At 62.6% G+C, this 12495-nt stretch carries 17 protein-coding genes; 7 read left to right on the plus strand and 10 right to left on the minus strand.

The window, feature by feature from the left end; genetic code table 11:
- Nucleotides 1-2: 2 nt before the first annotated feature.
- On the minus strand, nucleotides 3-1073 hold the full coding sequence (locus ABDZ98_RS08810; RefSeq protein WP_160589644.1) for an HlyD family secretion protein: 1071 nt from the start codon (nucleotides 1071-1073) through the stop codon (nucleotides 3-5).
- Between the two features lie 83 nt (nucleotides 1074-1156).
- On the opposite strand from ABDZ98_RS08810, the gene ABDZ98_RS08815 reads away from it, so the two are divergent.
- Together ABDZ98_RS08815 and ABDZ98_RS08820 are read left to right on the plus strand one after the other, a co-directional pair.
- Entirely contained in the window at nucleotides 1157-1924 is a 768-nt protein-coding gene (locus tag ABDZ98_RS08815) for an alpha/beta fold hydrolase (protein WP_160589643.1), read from the plus strand.
- A 125-nt stretch (nucleotides 1925-2049) separates the two neighbouring features.
- Nucleotides 2050-3030, plus strand: coding sequence for a Vgb family protein (locus ABDZ98_RS08820; RefSeq protein ID WP_237437356.1), 981 nt, complete (start codon nucleotides 2050-2052; stop codon nucleotides 3028-3030).
- A gap of 88 nt (nucleotides 3031-3118) precedes the next feature.
- Here the strand turns inward: ABDZ98_RS08820 and rplI are convergent, their stop codons facing one another.
- From rplI to rpsF, 3 genes are read right to left on the minus strand one after another with little or no spacing between them, the layout of a single operon-like run.
- A complete protein-coding gene (gene rplI, locus ABDZ98_RS08825; protein ID WP_160589642.1) occupies nucleotides 3119-3751 on the minus strand; it encodes a 50S ribosomal protein L9 in 633 nt (210 codons plus the stop codon).
- Nucleotides 3752-3764: 13 nt separating this feature from the next.
- Nucleotides 3765-3989, minus strand: a complete 225-nt coding sequence (gene rpsR / locus ABDZ98_RS08830; protein ID WP_160589641.1) for a 30S ribosomal protein S18 — start codon at nucleotides 3987-3989, stop codon at nucleotides 3765-3767.
- Nucleotides 3989-4354, minus strand: coding sequence for a 30S ribosomal protein S6 (gene rpsF / locus ABDZ98_RS08835; RefSeq protein ID WP_160589640.1), 366 nt, complete (start codon nucleotides 4352-4354; stop codon nucleotides 3989-3991). The genes rpsR and rpsF overlap by 1 nt, the downstream gene beginning before the upstream one ends.
- Before the next feature lie 201 nt (nucleotides 4355-4555).
- Here rpsF and ABDZ98_RS08840 point away from each other — a divergent pair, with 201 nt between their 5' ends.
- Both ABDZ98_RS08840 and ABDZ98_RS08845 read left to right on the plus strand, forming a co-directional pair.
- Nucleotides 4556-5083, plus strand: a complete 528-nt coding sequence (locus ABDZ98_RS08840; RefSeq protein WP_160589639.1) for a DUF3237 family protein — start codon at nucleotides 4556-4558, stop codon at nucleotides 5081-5083.
- 113 nt (nucleotides 5084-5196) lie between these two features.
- Nucleotides 5197-6135 carry a DUF808 domain-containing protein gene (locus ABDZ98_RS08845; RefSeq protein ID WP_160589638.1) on the plus strand — a complete coding sequence of 313 codons (939 nt, stop codon included), beginning with the start codon at nucleotides 5197-5199 and terminating at the stop codon, nucleotides 6133-6135.
- A 10-nt stretch (nucleotides 6136-6145) separates the two neighbouring features.
- On the opposite strand, the gene ABDZ98_RS08850 is transcribed toward ABDZ98_RS08845, so the two are convergent.
- The 3 genes from ABDZ98_RS08850 to ABDZ98_RS08860 all read right to left on the minus strand — a co-directional run bounded on the left by ABDZ98_RS08850 (nucleotide 6146) and on the right by ABDZ98_RS08860 (nucleotide 8348).
- Nucleotides 6146-6445 carry a hypothetical protein gene (locus ABDZ98_RS08850; RefSeq protein WP_160589637.1) on the minus strand — a complete coding sequence of 100 codons (300 nt, stop codon included), beginning with the start codon at nucleotides 6443-6445 and terminating at the stop codon, nucleotides 6146-6148.
- Nucleotides 6446-6525: 80 nt separating this feature from the next.
- The gene (locus tag ABDZ98_RS08855; protein ID WP_160589636.1) at nucleotides 6526-6849 is read right to left on the minus strand and encodes a hypothetical protein; all 324 of its coding nucleotides are present in this window, start codon (nucleotides 6847-6849) and stop codon (nucleotides 6526-6528) included.
- Between the two features lie 74 nt (nucleotides 6850-6923).
- Complete coding sequence (locus ABDZ98_RS08860) at nucleotides 6924-8348, minus strand: glutamate ligase domain-containing protein (RefSeq protein ID WP_160589635.1); 1425 nt, start codon at nucleotides 8346-8348, stop codon at nucleotides 6924-6926.
- 57 nt (nucleotides 8349-8405) lie between these two features.
- On the opposite strand from ABDZ98_RS08860, the gene ABDZ98_RS08865 reads away from it, so the two are divergent.
- From ABDZ98_RS08865 to fabG, 3 genes are read left to right on the plus strand one after another with little or no spacing between them, the layout of a single operon-like run.
- A complete protein-coding gene (locus ABDZ98_RS08865; protein WP_160589634.1) occupies nucleotides 8406-9218 on the plus strand; it encodes an LD-carboxypeptidase in 813 nt (270 codons plus the stop codon).
- Between the two features lie 43 nt (nucleotides 9219-9261).
- The gene (gene fabD / locus ABDZ98_RS08870) at nucleotides 9262-10197 is read left to right on the plus strand and encodes an ACP S-malonyltransferase (RefSeq protein WP_160589633.1); all 936 of its coding nucleotides are present in this window, start codon (nucleotides 9262-9264) and stop codon (nucleotides 10195-10197) included.
- Nucleotides 10198-10213: 16 nt separating this feature from the next.
- A complete protein-coding gene (fabG, locus tag ABDZ98_RS08875) occupies nucleotides 10214-10975 on the plus strand; it encodes a 3-oxoacyl-[acyl-carrier-protein] reductase (protein ID WP_160589632.1) in 762 nt (253 codons plus the stop codon).
- On the opposite strand, the gene arsH is transcribed toward fabG, so the two are convergent.
- From arsH to ABDZ98_RS08890, 3 genes are read right to left on the minus strand one after another with little or no spacing between them, the layout of a single operon-like run.
- On the minus strand, nucleotides 10972-11676 hold the full coding sequence (arsH, locus tag ABDZ98_RS08880; RefSeq protein ID WP_419866756.1) for an arsenical resistance protein ArsH: 705 nt from the start codon (nucleotides 11674-11676) through the stop codon (nucleotides 10972-10974). The two genes, fabG and arsH, sit on opposite strands and share 4 nt — an antisense overlap.
- 8 nt (nucleotides 11677-11684) lie before the next feature.
- Entirely contained in the window at nucleotides 11685-12089 is a 405-nt protein-coding gene (arsC, locus tag ABDZ98_RS08885) for an arsenate reductase (glutaredoxin) (RefSeq protein ID WP_160589630.1), read from the minus strand.
- Nucleotides 12086-12430 (minus strand): ArsR/SmtB family transcription factor, encoded by a 345-nt coding sequence (locus ABDZ98_RS08890; RefSeq protein WP_160589629.1) that lies wholly within the window; start codon nucleotides 12428-12430, stop codon nucleotides 12086-12088. The genes arsC and ABDZ98_RS08890 overlap by 4 nt, the downstream gene beginning before the upstream one ends.
- Nucleotides 12431-12495: the final 65 nt, after the last annotated feature.

Raw genomic sequence — 12495 nt, forward strand, 5'->3', positions numbered from 1 at the left:
GCTTACTCGCCTTCTTCGGTGTAGATCGTCACATGGGTGGAAAGGCCCGCGATCAGCGCGCGCGGGCTGGCTTCATCCAGCGCGATGCGGACCGGTACGCGCTGCGTCACCTTTACCCAGTTGCCGGACGCATTCTGTGCCGGAAGGACGGAAAATTCCGAGCCCGTGCCCGCGCCGATGGAGGCCACGTGCCCGCGCAGAACCAGATCGGGATAGGCATCGAAACGTACCTCCGCGCGCTGGCCGGGAGCCATTTGCGCAAGGTCGGTTTCCTTGAAATTCGCCTCCACGTAAGTGCTGTCTTCTGAAATCAGCGTCAGCACCGGCAGGTTGGGCAGCACCTGCTGGCCGGCCTGCAGGCGGTCTGCCTGCGCCACGCGACCGGCGAACGGTGCATGCACCTCGGTCCGGCGCATGTTCAGCTCTGCACTGGCGCGCTGCGCCTGCGCGGCGGCAATGCGCGGGTCGGTGCCGGGAACAGCTGCCCCGCGGGCAAGCCGGGCGCGAGCCTCTGTCTGGCGTGCCTGCGCCTGGCGCATCGCTTCTTCTGCCTGCGCCACCGCATGAGTGGCCGCATCGTAATCGGCGCGCGTGGTAAAGCCGCGCTCCCACAGTGCCTGCTGGCGCTCCAGCTTGCTGCGGGCAAAGGCGATATCCTCCCGCGCGGCGGCAATGTCCACGCCGGTCAGGTCGGTATCGTTCTCCATCGCGGTGACATTGGCCTGCGCCGTGGCAATGGCGGCATCGGCCTGCGCGATCTGCAGCTGGTATGGCTCGGAATCGATGCGGAACAGCACGTCGCCCGCGCCCACCATATCGCCTTCATGCGCCAGCACGTCCACGATCTTGCCGCCCACTTCGCTGCTGACGGCGACCATGTCCTGCTTCACATAGGCGTTGTCCGTGGTGACCTTGCCCTGCAGGCCCAGCCAGTAGAACACGCCCGCGACCAGAATCGCCAGCGGCAGCGCCAGCATCAGGGCAATGCGCAGCGGCCTGATCGAGCGCTTTTGGGGCGCGGCGGCTTGCACGTCGGCATTTTCCTGGGAAATTTGCGGATCAGCTTCCGCCATTGCGTGTTTCCGGCCTATTGTCAGTGTGGTGGGCTACATATGCATATTGGTTTCACTTAACAACCGAAACGAGAAGGAATTGCGTGTCACACATTGCCACCAGCCAGATAGAGAGTTTTGACGGGACCGCGCTCGCCGTCCACCGGCTGGACCCGGACACCGGGGAGGGACGCCCGGTGCTGCTGCTCCACGGCCTGTTCTCCAGCGCGCAGATGAACTGGATCAGGTTCGGCCATGCACAAATGCTGGCCGATGCCGGATTTTCCGCGATCATGCCCGATCTGCGCGCGCATGGGGCCAGCGCCGCGCCGCAAGATGCCGCAGCCTATCCGCCCGATGTGCTGGTGCGCGATGTGCAGGCCCTCGTCGCAGCGCTGGGGCTGGCGGAATATGACCTGGCCGGCTTCTCGCTGGGCGGACGCACCGCGGCGGGCAGCGTGATTGCGGGCCTGCGCCCGCGGCGGCTGGTGCTGGCGGGCATGGGGCTGGAAAGCCTCGACAACTGGCACGCACGCTCCACCTTCTTCATCGATGCGATCGACCGTTTTGACACGGTGCGCAGCGGCGATCCGGCGTTCTTTGCCGTGCAGTTCATGAAGACAATGAAGATTGACCGCGTGGCCGCGCGCCTGCTGCTGCAATCGGTGCAGGACATGGAACGCGCCGATCTTGCATCCATCACCATGCCCACGCTGGTTGTGTGCGGAGAGGATGACCGCGACAACGGTTCACCCGATGCACTGGCGGCGGCTTTACCCGATGCCGTTCTGGTCAAAATACCCGGCGATCACATGGGAAGCGTCACAAAACCGGAACTTGGCCGCGCAATCGTGCGTTCTCTGTCGGATTAGGAAGCATTCTGTCGAAACCCGATGGGTGAACTGAGTGAGGTTAAGCTAGCGCAGATCGCGTGGGACCTTCTCCAGGTGAGAGGAAGCCAGTGAGGATTGCGGCATCAATTGTCTGTCTGGGCCTGTTGGCCGGTTGTTCGGTGCTTGAAGCTGGCGGCGGGCCTGCCGCCTCGTCAGGTGACGTCACCGGCACTCTTTTCGTTGCCAACAAGCGCGGCAACAGCCTTTCGCGCATCGATCTGGCCAGCGGACGGGAAACGGCTGACGTTCCCACCTGTCGCAATCCGCACGAACTTTCGGTCTCACCAGACGGCGCGCATGTTGCGCTCGCCTGCTACGGGGGCAGTTCTCTGGAGATATACAACACCAGCGATCTGCAGCGGGTGGCGCATATTGATCTGGGTGCCGGTGCCCGCCCGCATGCGGTTGTCTGGCATGCAAACGGCATGCTGGTGGCCACCGCCGAAGGGCGCGGATCATTGTTCGTGATCCACCGTCCGCTGTCGGCCCGTCCCGAAGTTGAGGAAATTGGCAAGGGCGGCTCCGGCCCCCATATGGTGGCGGTGGACGAGGCCGGGAAAGTCGCCTGGGGCACGGTTGTCGCTGACGGCAGCGTGATCCGCTATGACCTTGAAACCGGGGAGGAAACCGCCCGCCGGGAGCTGGGCGGAGAGACCGAGGCGGTCGCCCTGTCCAGCGATGGAGAGGATCTGTGGGTCGGCTCCAACATGGATGACAAGGTTTATCGCCTCAATCCCGACACGCTGGAGGTGACGGCGCAGGTATTGACCGGCGCAGTGCCGATCCGCCTTGCCGCTGTGCCGGGCGATGCCGGTCCCGGCACTGACAGCATGGTCACCAGCAATTTTGGCGATGGCGATCTGAGCGTGATTGATGAGGCAAGCGCCACTGTTTCACGCACGATCCTCGTTTCGGGCAAGGAAGAGGCGGTGCAGGTGACGCTGGTGGTGTCCAGCGATGGCGAGCGCATCTATGCCGCCGAAACCGCCCGTGACACGATTGCCGAGATCGATTTTGCCAGCGGAAAAGTGCTGCGCCGCCTGCCCACCGGCACCGGCGGAGACGGGCTGGCGGTGATCGACTGACCGCGACAAGGACTTGTGCCACGAAAAAGGGCGCCATCCCGAAGGATAGCGCCCTTTTTCATTGCTTGTGTGCAAGCGGAGGGTGGGCTCAGCCCAGTTCCTCTTCGCCAGCCTCTGCTTCGCCTTCGGCAGCAGCGTCTTCGTCTTCCGAAGTGGGCAGTTCGCCCAGTTCGCGATCGGGATCGAGTTCTTCGGTGAAGCCTTCGGCCTCGCCGCGCTCATCTTCGTTCATCTGCGAGATGACGTCGATGCCCTGGCTCTGCAGCGCAGCCTCGTCTTCCGAACGGGCCACATTGGCCTTCACGGTGACGTGGACTTCCGGGTGCAGGGCGATGGTCACGTCGAACATGCCCAGCGTCTTGATCGGAGCGCCCATGATGACCTGCTTCTTGTCGATGTCATGGCCCTTTTCGACCAGACCGGCAGCAACGTCACGCACGTTGACCGAACCGTACAGCTGGCCCGAATTGGACGAGGCGCGGATCAGGATGATCTCTTCGCCAGCGACCTTTTCACCAGCCGCTTCGGCATGGGTGCGGCGTTCCGCATTTTCGGCTTCCAGACGGCCACGGTTCGCTTCGAAAACCTGTTTGTTGGCTTCGTTGGCGCGCAGGGCCTTCTTCTGCGGAAGCAGGAAGTTGCGGGCATAGCCGTCACGCACGGAGACGACGTCGCCGATGGTGCCGAGCTTCTCGATACGTTCGAGGAGGATGATTTCCATGGTATAGTCCTCCTTACTTCACGATGTAGGGCAGCAGGCCCAGGTGACGGGCGCGCTTGATCGCCTTGGCCAGTTCGCGCTGCTTCTTGCCGGAAACGGCAGTGATGCGGCTGGGAACGATCTTGCCACGCTCGGACATGAAACCCTGAAGCAGGCGCACATCCTTGTAATCGATCTTGGGGGCATCCTTGGCCGCGAACGGGCAGGACTTGCGGCGACGGAAAAACGGACGAGCCATCAGTTACGCTCCTCACGGTCAGAGCGACGCTTCCGGTCGCGGTCGTTCTTGCGCATCATGACGGAGGGGCCTTCCTCCTCCTCATCCACGGCGATAGTCAGCCAGCGGATGATATCTTCATTGATGCGGTTCTGGCGTTCGAGCTCAGCCACCAGGCTTCCGGGACCCTCAATATTGAGCATCACGAAATGCGCCTTGCGGTTGCGGTCGATCTTGTATGCGAGGCTTTTCAGACCCCATGTTTCGGTCTTGGTGACCTTGCCTGCATTGGCCTCCACGATTTCCGTGGCGGCTGCGGCAAGCGCGTCAACCTGAGCCTGGCTCAGATCCTGACGCGCGAGAAAGACATGCTCGTACAGAGCCATCTTGCGCTTCCTTTCACTACCATGCCGATCGCTGGCTTGTCCGCGCGGATCGCGGGGCCCCTCCGGCTTTCTTTGAGATTTCCACCCGTAAGAGTGGTTTCCACAAGGCCCGTCGGCCCTGTGGAAGCGGCGCTCATAGACAAATTGCGCAGCAATGCAAGCACCGCTAGCGTGCGCGCCACGGTCTTGAGGAGGAAATACATGTTCGGCAAGTACATAAGGGCAGCGGCGCTTTGCCTTTGCGCAGCGTCAGCGACAGCGACAGCGACAGCGACAGGGGCCGCAGCGCAGGATGCTCCCGATCCGGGCCTGGAACTGCTCTACGAATCCACCGTCACGCTGGGCCAGGTCGTGGAAGTGGGGGAAACCGCGCGCGGCACACGGCGGATCATCCCCATCACCGGCGGCACATTCGAAGGGCCGGACATACGCGGAGAGATCCTGCCGATGGGCTGGGACTGGCAGCTCGACCGCGCCGATGGCTGCACCGATGTGGTGGCCGATTATTTCCTGCGCACAGATGATGGCGTGGTGATCAACGTGGTCAACACCGGGACCATCTGCCCGCCGGGAGAAGACGGACCAGTGCCGGTGCGGACCAGCCCGGTGTTCGAGGCGCCTCTGGGGAAATACCAGTATCTGGGGCAGGGCGGCTATATCGGCACGCTGGGCCTGGCGACGGGAGCAGACGGGCCTGCGGTCAGGATCGTGGTCTATCGGGCAAATTGATCCGGCGCGCCAATTGACTTGTCTTGCGCGATAGGCTGGGTACGCCCGCTCCCCTCGCCAGCAGTTCCGGCACAACGCACACAGCGCCCACAACGCAATAGCAAGGAATCCCCATGCCAAGTGGCATCGTAGCTCTTCTTGATGACGTCGCGATCATCGCCCGCGCGGCCGCCGCTTCGATGGACGATATCGGCGTGGCCGCGGGCAAGGCGGGGACCAAGGCCGCTGGCGTGGTGGTGGACGATGCGGCGGTAACCCCCAATTATGTCACCGGCTTCACCCCTGATCGTGAACTGCCGATCATCTGGAAGATCACCCGCGGCAGCCTGATCAACAAATTGCTGATCCTGCTGCCCGGTGCCCTGCTGCTGAGCTATTTCCTGCCGCAGGCGATCATTCCGATCCTGATGATGGGCGGCTGCTACCTGTCATATGAAGGCGCGGAAAAGGTACTGGAGAAGCTGGGCGCGGAAAAACACGGCGAGACACTTGAGGACGATATCGACGATGTGGTGGAGTTCGAAAAGCAGCGCGTTTCAGGCGCCATCCGCACCGATCTGATCCTGTCGGCCGAAATCATGGCCATTACGCTGAGCGAAGTGGCCGATGAGAGCCTGATCACCCGTGCCGGCGTGCTGGCGGTGGTGGGCATTGGCATCACGCTGGTGGTTTATGGCGCAGTGGCGCTGATCGTGAAGATGGATGATGTCGGCCTGCATCTGGCCAGGAAGCCATCGGCAATTGTCCAGTCGATCGGGCGCGGCCTCGTCAATGCCATGCCCAAATTGCTCACCGCACTGGCGTTCATAGGCACGATTGCGATGCTGTGGGTGGGCGGCGGCATTGTGCTGCACGGACTGGAGCAGGTCGGCGTGACGCTGCCGGCGCATTTCGCCCATGATATGCAGCATAGCGTGGAAGTGGTCACAGGTCCGCTGGGCGGCATTCTGGGCTGGGCGACCTATGCCGGGCTGTCAGCCATTTTCGGGCTGGTGCTGGGCGCGGTGATCGTTTTCCTGCTGCACAAGGTGTTGCGGATCGGCGCGCACTAGAGTTCCGGCGTCAGGCGGCATCCCGGCGCAGGCGGCGTTCTTCCACGATCCAGCTGTCCACGTCATTCCAGCAGCGGCCATCGTTGCATTCCACGCGGCCATCGGGATGGATCACGAACCATGTCTCGTCCATCGCGGCGCGCGGATCGATCACCAGCGGGGTCAAAATCCGTTCGGACCCGATCTGCCAGCCAACCACATTGGCCTTCACCAGATCGACCTGGTTGTCATCAAAATAGGCGTGCACCAGATACGTGCCAGGTTCCGCCTGGATCATGCCGATACCGCCCGGGCGATAATTCTTGATCAAGTCCTTGTGCCCCTTCCTGCGTCCCGTGAGGGTAGGGATAGGCGCAAAGTCGTTGCAAAAGTCTTGCCGCCCGCTGCGGCTCAGAGCTTGCGCGCGCCCCAGGACCCATCACCCGCACCCGGAGGCCCGGAATCATACGGCCCGCTCATCGTGCTGCCATTGGGCGCGACGGTGGCCATCCAGCGCGTGCCTTCGGTATCGATGATGGAGAATTTGTTGCCGTTCAGGCTCCAGTTCCCGCTGCGCGTGGGCGCAATATTGCCATCGGTGAAGCGCATGGTGGTGGTGCCGCCTGCGGAAACCACCAGATTGCCTTTCCACTGGCCTGATGCGGGGTAGCTCCAGCCTTCCTGATTGCCATGCGTAACCCAGTTGCCGACCATCGATTGGTTTGTCAGTGCCATGCCATGTCTCCCGTTTGCCGAACCGGGTCAGTGTATGTGGCGGCGGGGCAGGGCGCTTTGACGCCGATCAATGGTTAATCCATCGAATCAAGGAGTTCTCTGGCAAATTCGCTCAACGTATCGTCGCGCGCGCCCATCACCACCACGCGGTCCCCCGGGCGGGCGATTGCCGCGATCCTGGCGGCACAGTCCGCGCGCTCGGCAATATGTTCCGCATAGCCGCCGGCATCGATGATCATCTGCACGATCCGCTCGGTCCCCTGGCTGCGATCCACAGTGCCGCCGAAATAGACCGGATCGCACATGATGGTGATGTCATCATCGCCCAGCTCGGCGGCGAAAGTATGCGCCAGTTCATGGCCCATCTGCCGCAACGGGCCGTAACCATGCGGCTGGAAGAAAGCGATCACGCGGCCATTGTGGCGCTTGAGCGTCCTCAGCGTGGCGCGGCACTTCTCCGGGTTGTGGCCGAAATCGTCGATCACCGTCACGCCGCGCGCACTGGTGCCAACCACATCGAAACGGCGCGCAAGGCCCTTGAAAGTGCTCAGCGCCATTGCCGCATCGTGCACTTCCACCCCTGCCGCAACCGCCCCGGCAATCGCCGCCAGCGCGTTGGAAAGGTTGTGCATGCCGGGCATGGGCAGGCGCAGCGAATGGCCAACATCGGTGCGCCGGTCCACCACCAGCGCGGCTATGCCGTCGGCATCCTCGATAATCGTGCCCGGCTCCACCCCGATCATGGCCTGCGGATGCCTGATGCCGAACGAGATCACATCACTGGCCTTTTCCGAAAGGAAACGCGCCTCGTCATTGTCGAAATTGACTGCCGCCTTGCCCGCAACCTTGACGAAATTGCCGAACAGCATGCGCAGTTCCTCGATGCTCTTGTGGTCGAGGCTGACATTGAGCAGCACCGCGATGGAAGGGCGGTAAAGCGCGATCGATCCGTCGCTTTCATCCACTTCGCTTACAAACGCCTTGCCGTGGCCGATACGCGCGCTGGCAAACGGGTTGGTGGGGGAGATGAAGTTCTTCATCACCGCCCCGTTCATGATCGTGGGATCAGTGCCCGCCTGGTACAGGATCCAGCCCAGCATGCCGGTGACCGTGCTCTTGCCGCTGGTGCCGCCCACCGCCAGCGACAGCGGGGCGGCGTTGAACAGGCGGGACAGCAGTTCTGCCCGGGTCAGCCGTTCGCAGCCCAGCATCTGCGCGCGTGCCACTTCGGGCACGGTGTCTTCAATCGCGGCAGAGGCCACCAGAACCTGCTGCGGGGAAGTGATGCCGCTGCCATCCTGCGCAAACAGCTCCACCCCCTGTTGTGCCAGCCAGGCGAACTTCTCCGGCGTGCGCCCCTGATCGTAACTGCGATCGGAGCCGGCCACATCGCAGCCCAGGCCTTTGACGATCATCGCCAGCGGCAGCATTCCCGATCCTCCGATGCCGCAGAAGAAGAACGGTCGGGACAGGAGCGGGATAGAGGCGAAGCTGTTCATTGCCCCTCACCTATTCGGGGAGTGGCGCTTTGTGAAGCGGATGTTAGGAAAGGCCTCATGACACTTCGAATTGCCCTTTGCTGTCCGGGAAAACCGATCTTGCGAGAGCGCGCAGACGCCGTGCTGGACCTGGCCCGGCGCGAGTATCCCGGCGCGGAGCTGCACTTCCATCCGCAGTGCTTTGAAGAATCGGGACATTTCGCCGGGGACGACGGCGTGCGGCTGGCCGGTTTCCTAGATTGTGCCAACGATCCGGGCACCGATGCGGTGTGGTTCGCGATGGGTGGATATGGCTCCAACCGCATCGTCGGCGATGCGCTGGCGGGGCTGGCCGATTGCGCGGATGACAAGACATTCCTTGGCTATTCGGACTGCGGCACGATTCTGGGTGCATTGTACAAGCATGGAATCGGCAGGCCGGTGCATGGTCCGCTGGCAGGCGATATCCGCCGGGCGGGCGGCGCAGATGCGGTGCGCCGCGTGCTGGATTACCTGTCGGGCGAGGATTCGGGGCTGGAGCCGGACATCGATGACCAGCCGGTGGCCGCCTTCAACCTGATGTCGCTGGCAATGCTGGTGGGCACCGATTTCATGCCCGACCTGACCGGCCACGTGGTGCTTGTGGAGGAAGTGGCCGAGCATCTGTATGCCGTTGACCGCCTGTTCTTCCACGTCACCCAGCACCTGCGCGGCATTGCCGGGATCAGGCTGGGGCGCGTGTCCGAGGTGCCCGAAAATGATCGCCCGTTCGGCTTTGATGAGGAGCAGATTGCGCAATATTGGTGCGAAAAGGCCGGCATCGCCTATCTTGGCCGCGCCGACATCGGCCACGATGCTGCCAACAGGATTGTCCCCTTCGGCCTTGCCTGATCGCACAGCCCGCAATATCCGGCGCGCCACAGAGGAGCTTCACATGATCGCATTTTTATTTCCCGGACAGGGCAGCCAGAAAGTGGGCATGGGCACACAACTGGCTGAAGCCAGCGCCGCTGCGCGCGAAGTGTTCCAGGAAGTGGATGATGCGCTTTCGCAAAAGCTTTTCGCCATCATGAAGAATGGACCCGAAGACCAGCTGACGCTGACCGAGAACGCGCAGCCCGCCATCATGGCCCATTCCATCGCCATTGCCCGTGTGATGGAGCACGAATTCGGCGTGAAGCTGGCGCAGAAGGGCGAAGCCGTCGCCGGTCACTCGCTGGGCGAATATAGCGCGCTGGCCGCCGTGGGTGCGTTCAGCCTCGCCGATACCGCCCGCCTGCTCAAGCTGCGCGGACAGGCGATGCAGGCCGCCGTGCCGGTGGGTGTGGGCAGCATGTGCGCCCTGCTCGGTGCCGATCTGGAGAAAGCCACCGCGCTGGCAGAAGCCGCTGCGCAGGGCGAAGTGTGCGAAGTCGCCAATGACAATGACCCGGGGCAGGTCGTGCTGTCCGGCCACACCGGCGCGATTGAGCGCGCGGTGGAAATGGCCAGGGAGTTTGGCTGCAAGCGCGCCGTGCCGCTGCCGGTATCGGCGCCCTTCCATTGCTCGCTGATGCAGCCTGCGGCGGATGCGATGGCGCAGGCGCTGGCCGCCACGCCGCCCGCGCCAATGCTGCTGCCGGTCTATTCCAACTTTACCGCCACGCTCACCAGCGATCCGGCAACCGAGCTGGACCTGCTGGTCAGGCAGGTGACCGGCCGCGTACGCTGGCGCGAAAGCATCATGGCGATGGGCGATGCGGGCATCACCCATTTCGTGGAAGTGGGCGGCAAGGTGGTTGGCCCGATGGTGCGCAAGATTCTGCCCGACAGCACGCAGACCAGCCTGATTTCGATGGAAGACATCGAAGCACTGGCCAAAGACATTTGATCGCGGAGATTTGACGATGTTCGACCTTACCGGAATGAATGCCCTTGTAACCGGCGCCAGTGGCGGGATCGGTTCGGCCATTGCCCGCGCTCTTGCCGCGCAGGGCGCGCGCATCGCGCTGTCAGGCTCCAACGGCAGCAAGCTGCGCGCCTTTCGCGAGGAGCTGAACGATCAGTTTGAGCACGATCAGGGCGATCATGTGGAGATCACCTGCGACCTTTCGAACAAGGTGCAGGTGGAGGAACTGATCCCCGCCGCGATCGATACGCTGGGCAGTCTCGATATCCTCGTCAACAACGCCGGCATCACGCGCGACAACCTCGCCATGCGGATGAAGGATGAGGAGTGGGACCAGGTGATCTCGCTCAACCTGGAAAGCACCTTCCGCCTGATGCGCGCCGCCGCCCGCCCGATGATGAAGGCCCGCTTCGGCCGCGTCATCACCATCACCAGCGTGGTGGGCGCCACCGGCAATCCGGGCCAGATGAACTACGCCGCCGCCAAGGCCGGCATCACCGGCATGACCAAGAGCTTTGCGCAGGAAGTGGCCAGCCGCGGCATCACCGCCAATTGCGTGGCTCCCGGCTTCATCCGCACGCCGATGACCGACGTCCTGCCCGATACCGTCAAGGAAGCGCTCAACGCCCGCATCCCGATGGGACGCATGGGCGAGGGCGAGGATATCGGCAGCGCCGTGGCCTTCCTGGCCAGCAAGGAAGCAGGCTACATCACCGGCCAGACGTTGCACGTGAACGGCGGCATGGCGATGATCAGCTAGGCTGAAGCCTGGTTGACCCTTGCCGAAACAGCCTCGGCGCTTTCCACCCGTTCGGAATAGCGATCGGTCAGGTAATCCGCGCGGCCACGCGTCAGCAGGGTGAACTTCATCAGTTCTTCCATCACGTCCACCATGCGGTTGTAATAGGGCGATGGCTTCATCCGGTCATCGTCATCGAATTCAAGGAAGGCCTTGGCAACCGAGGACTGGTTGGGAATGACAATCATCCGCATCCACCGGCCCAGAATGCGCATCTGGTTGAGTGTGTTGAAGCTCTGGGATCCGCCGCACACCTGCATCAGCGCAAGGGTGCGGCCCTGTGTGGGGCGAAAGCCGCCAATGGGGGCCAGCGGCAACCAGTCAATCTGGGTTTTCATAAGCCCCGTCATCGCACCGTGACGTTCAGGCGAACACCAGACCTGCGCCTCTGACCACAGGGACAATTCGCGCAATTCCTGCACCTTGTGATGGTTCTCGGATGCGTCATCCACCAGAGGCAGCCCGGCGGGATCGAATATGCGCACCTGTGCCCCGAAATTGCGCAGCACACGCGCCGCCTCCTGCGTCAGCAGCCGGGAAAATGACCGTTCCCGCATGGAGCCATACAGCATCAATATGCGCGGAGCATGATCGGGCTCCCCCGCCAGTGTCAGACGTGCAGCATCGATAGGGTGCAGACTGTCAGCATCGATATTTGGCATGTCATGCGTCATGGCGCCGTGATTGCCTCGCCATCTTCCTTGGTGAATTCTGTCCCCGAAGGCGTCCCCAACAAGGCAAAAACCGTTTCGGATGGACGGCACAGGGCCACGCCTGCAGGGCTGCACACAATCGGGCGATTGACCAGAACCGGATGCTCCACCATCGCCTCAAGGAAGGTGTCCTCATCCACTTCCGGATCCAGCAGTCCCAGCTCCTGCGCAGGCGATTTGCTTGTGCGCAGCGCCTCCCTGGCAGTCAGGTCGGCAGCGGCAAACAGGCCCAGCAATTGCGCGCGCGTCCATCCCGTCTTGAGATATTCGATCACCGTGGGTTCTGCGCCCGACTGGCGGATAATCTCCAGCACGTTGCGCGATGTGCCGCAGTCCGGGTTGTGGTAGATTACAATGCTCATCGTTGGTCCTCGGATACGGATGCAAGGCTGGCCACCAGCGGATTGCACAGGGCGCTGTCACCGCCGCAGCAATCCTCCAGCAGGAAGCGCAGCAGATCGGATATGGCCGGAATATTCGCAAAGTAGCGGACCGATCTGCCTTGCCGCTCATTCCTGATCAGTCCGGCATTCAGCAGGATCGCCAGATTGGCAGACATGGTATTCTGCCGCACGCCCATCTGCTCGCCGATTTCACCTGACAGCAGGCCCTTCGGCCCAGCCTTTATCAATCGCCGAAACACCTGCAGCCGGGTTTCCTGGCTGAGCGCGGCAAACATGGCGGTCGGGTTTATCGAATCCATATATCATGAATACTTGATATATGGGAGAGCGGTCAATCCTGTTCTTTTCGCGTGCGCGCCTGAGG

Origin of the sequence: Alteraurantiacibacter aestuarii, assembly GCF_039523595.1 — a bacterium.
Lineage (GTDB): Bacteria > Pseudomonadota > Alphaproteobacteria > Sphingomonadales > Sphingomonadaceae > Alteraurantiacibacter > Alteraurantiacibacter aestuarii.

Excerpts from the sequence above, each read along its gene's own strand:
- ABDZ98_RS08865 (WP_160589634.1), top strand. The coding sequence starts at position 8,406 with ATGACACTTCGAATTGCCCTTTGCTGTCCGGGAAAACCGATCTTGCGA.
- ABDZ98_RS08890 (WP_160589629.1), bottom strand. The coding sequence starts at position 12,430 with ATGGATTCGATAAACCCGACCGCCATGTTTGCCGCGCTCAGCCAGGAA.
- arsH (WP_419866756.1), bottom strand. The coding sequence starts at position 11,676 with ATGCCAAATATCGATGCTGACAGTCTGCACCCTATCGATGCTGCACGT.
- rplI (WP_160589642.1), bottom strand. The coding sequence starts at position 3,751 with ATGGAAATCATCCTCCTCGAACGTATCGAGAAGCTCGGCACCATCGGC.
- arsC (WP_160589630.1), bottom strand. The coding sequence starts at position 12,089 with ATGAGCATTGTAATCTACCACAACCCGGACTGCGGCACATCGCGCAAC.
- ABDZ98_RS08845 (WP_160589638.1), top strand. The coding sequence starts at position 5,197 with ATGCCAAGTGGCATCGTAGCTCTTCTTGATGACGTCGCGATCATCGCC.
- ABDZ98_RS08855 (WP_160589636.1), bottom strand. The coding sequence starts at position 6,849 with ATGGCACTGACAAACCAATCGATGGTCGGCAACTGGGTTACGCATGGC.
- ABDZ98_RS08840 (WP_160589639.1), top strand. The coding sequence starts at position 4,556 with ATGTTCGGCAAGTACATAAGGGCAGCGGCGCTTTGCCTTTGCGCAGCG.
- rpsR (WP_160589641.1), bottom strand. The coding sequence starts at position 3,989 with ATGGCTCGTCCGTTTTTCCGTCGCCGCAAGTCCTGCCCGTTCGCGGCC.
- rpsF (WP_160589640.1), bottom strand. The coding sequence starts at position 4,354 with ATGGCTCTGTACGAGCATGTCTTTCTCGCGCGTCAGGATCTGAGCCAG.
- ABDZ98_RS08810 (WP_160589644.1), bottom strand. The coding sequence starts at position 1,073 with ATGGCGGAAGCTGATCCGCAAATTTCCCAGGAAAATGCCGACGTGCAA.
- fabD (WP_160589633.1), top strand. The coding sequence starts at position 9,262 with ATGATCGCATTTTTATTTCCCGGACAGGGCAGCCAGAAAGTGGGCATG.
- fabG (WP_160589632.1), top strand. The coding sequence starts at position 10,214 with ATGTTCGACCTTACCGGAATGAATGCCCTTGTAACCGGCGCCAGTGGC.
- ABDZ98_RS08860 (WP_160589635.1), bottom strand. The coding sequence starts at position 8,348 with ATGAACAGCTTCGCCTCTATCCCGCTCCTGTCCCGACCGTTCTTCTTC.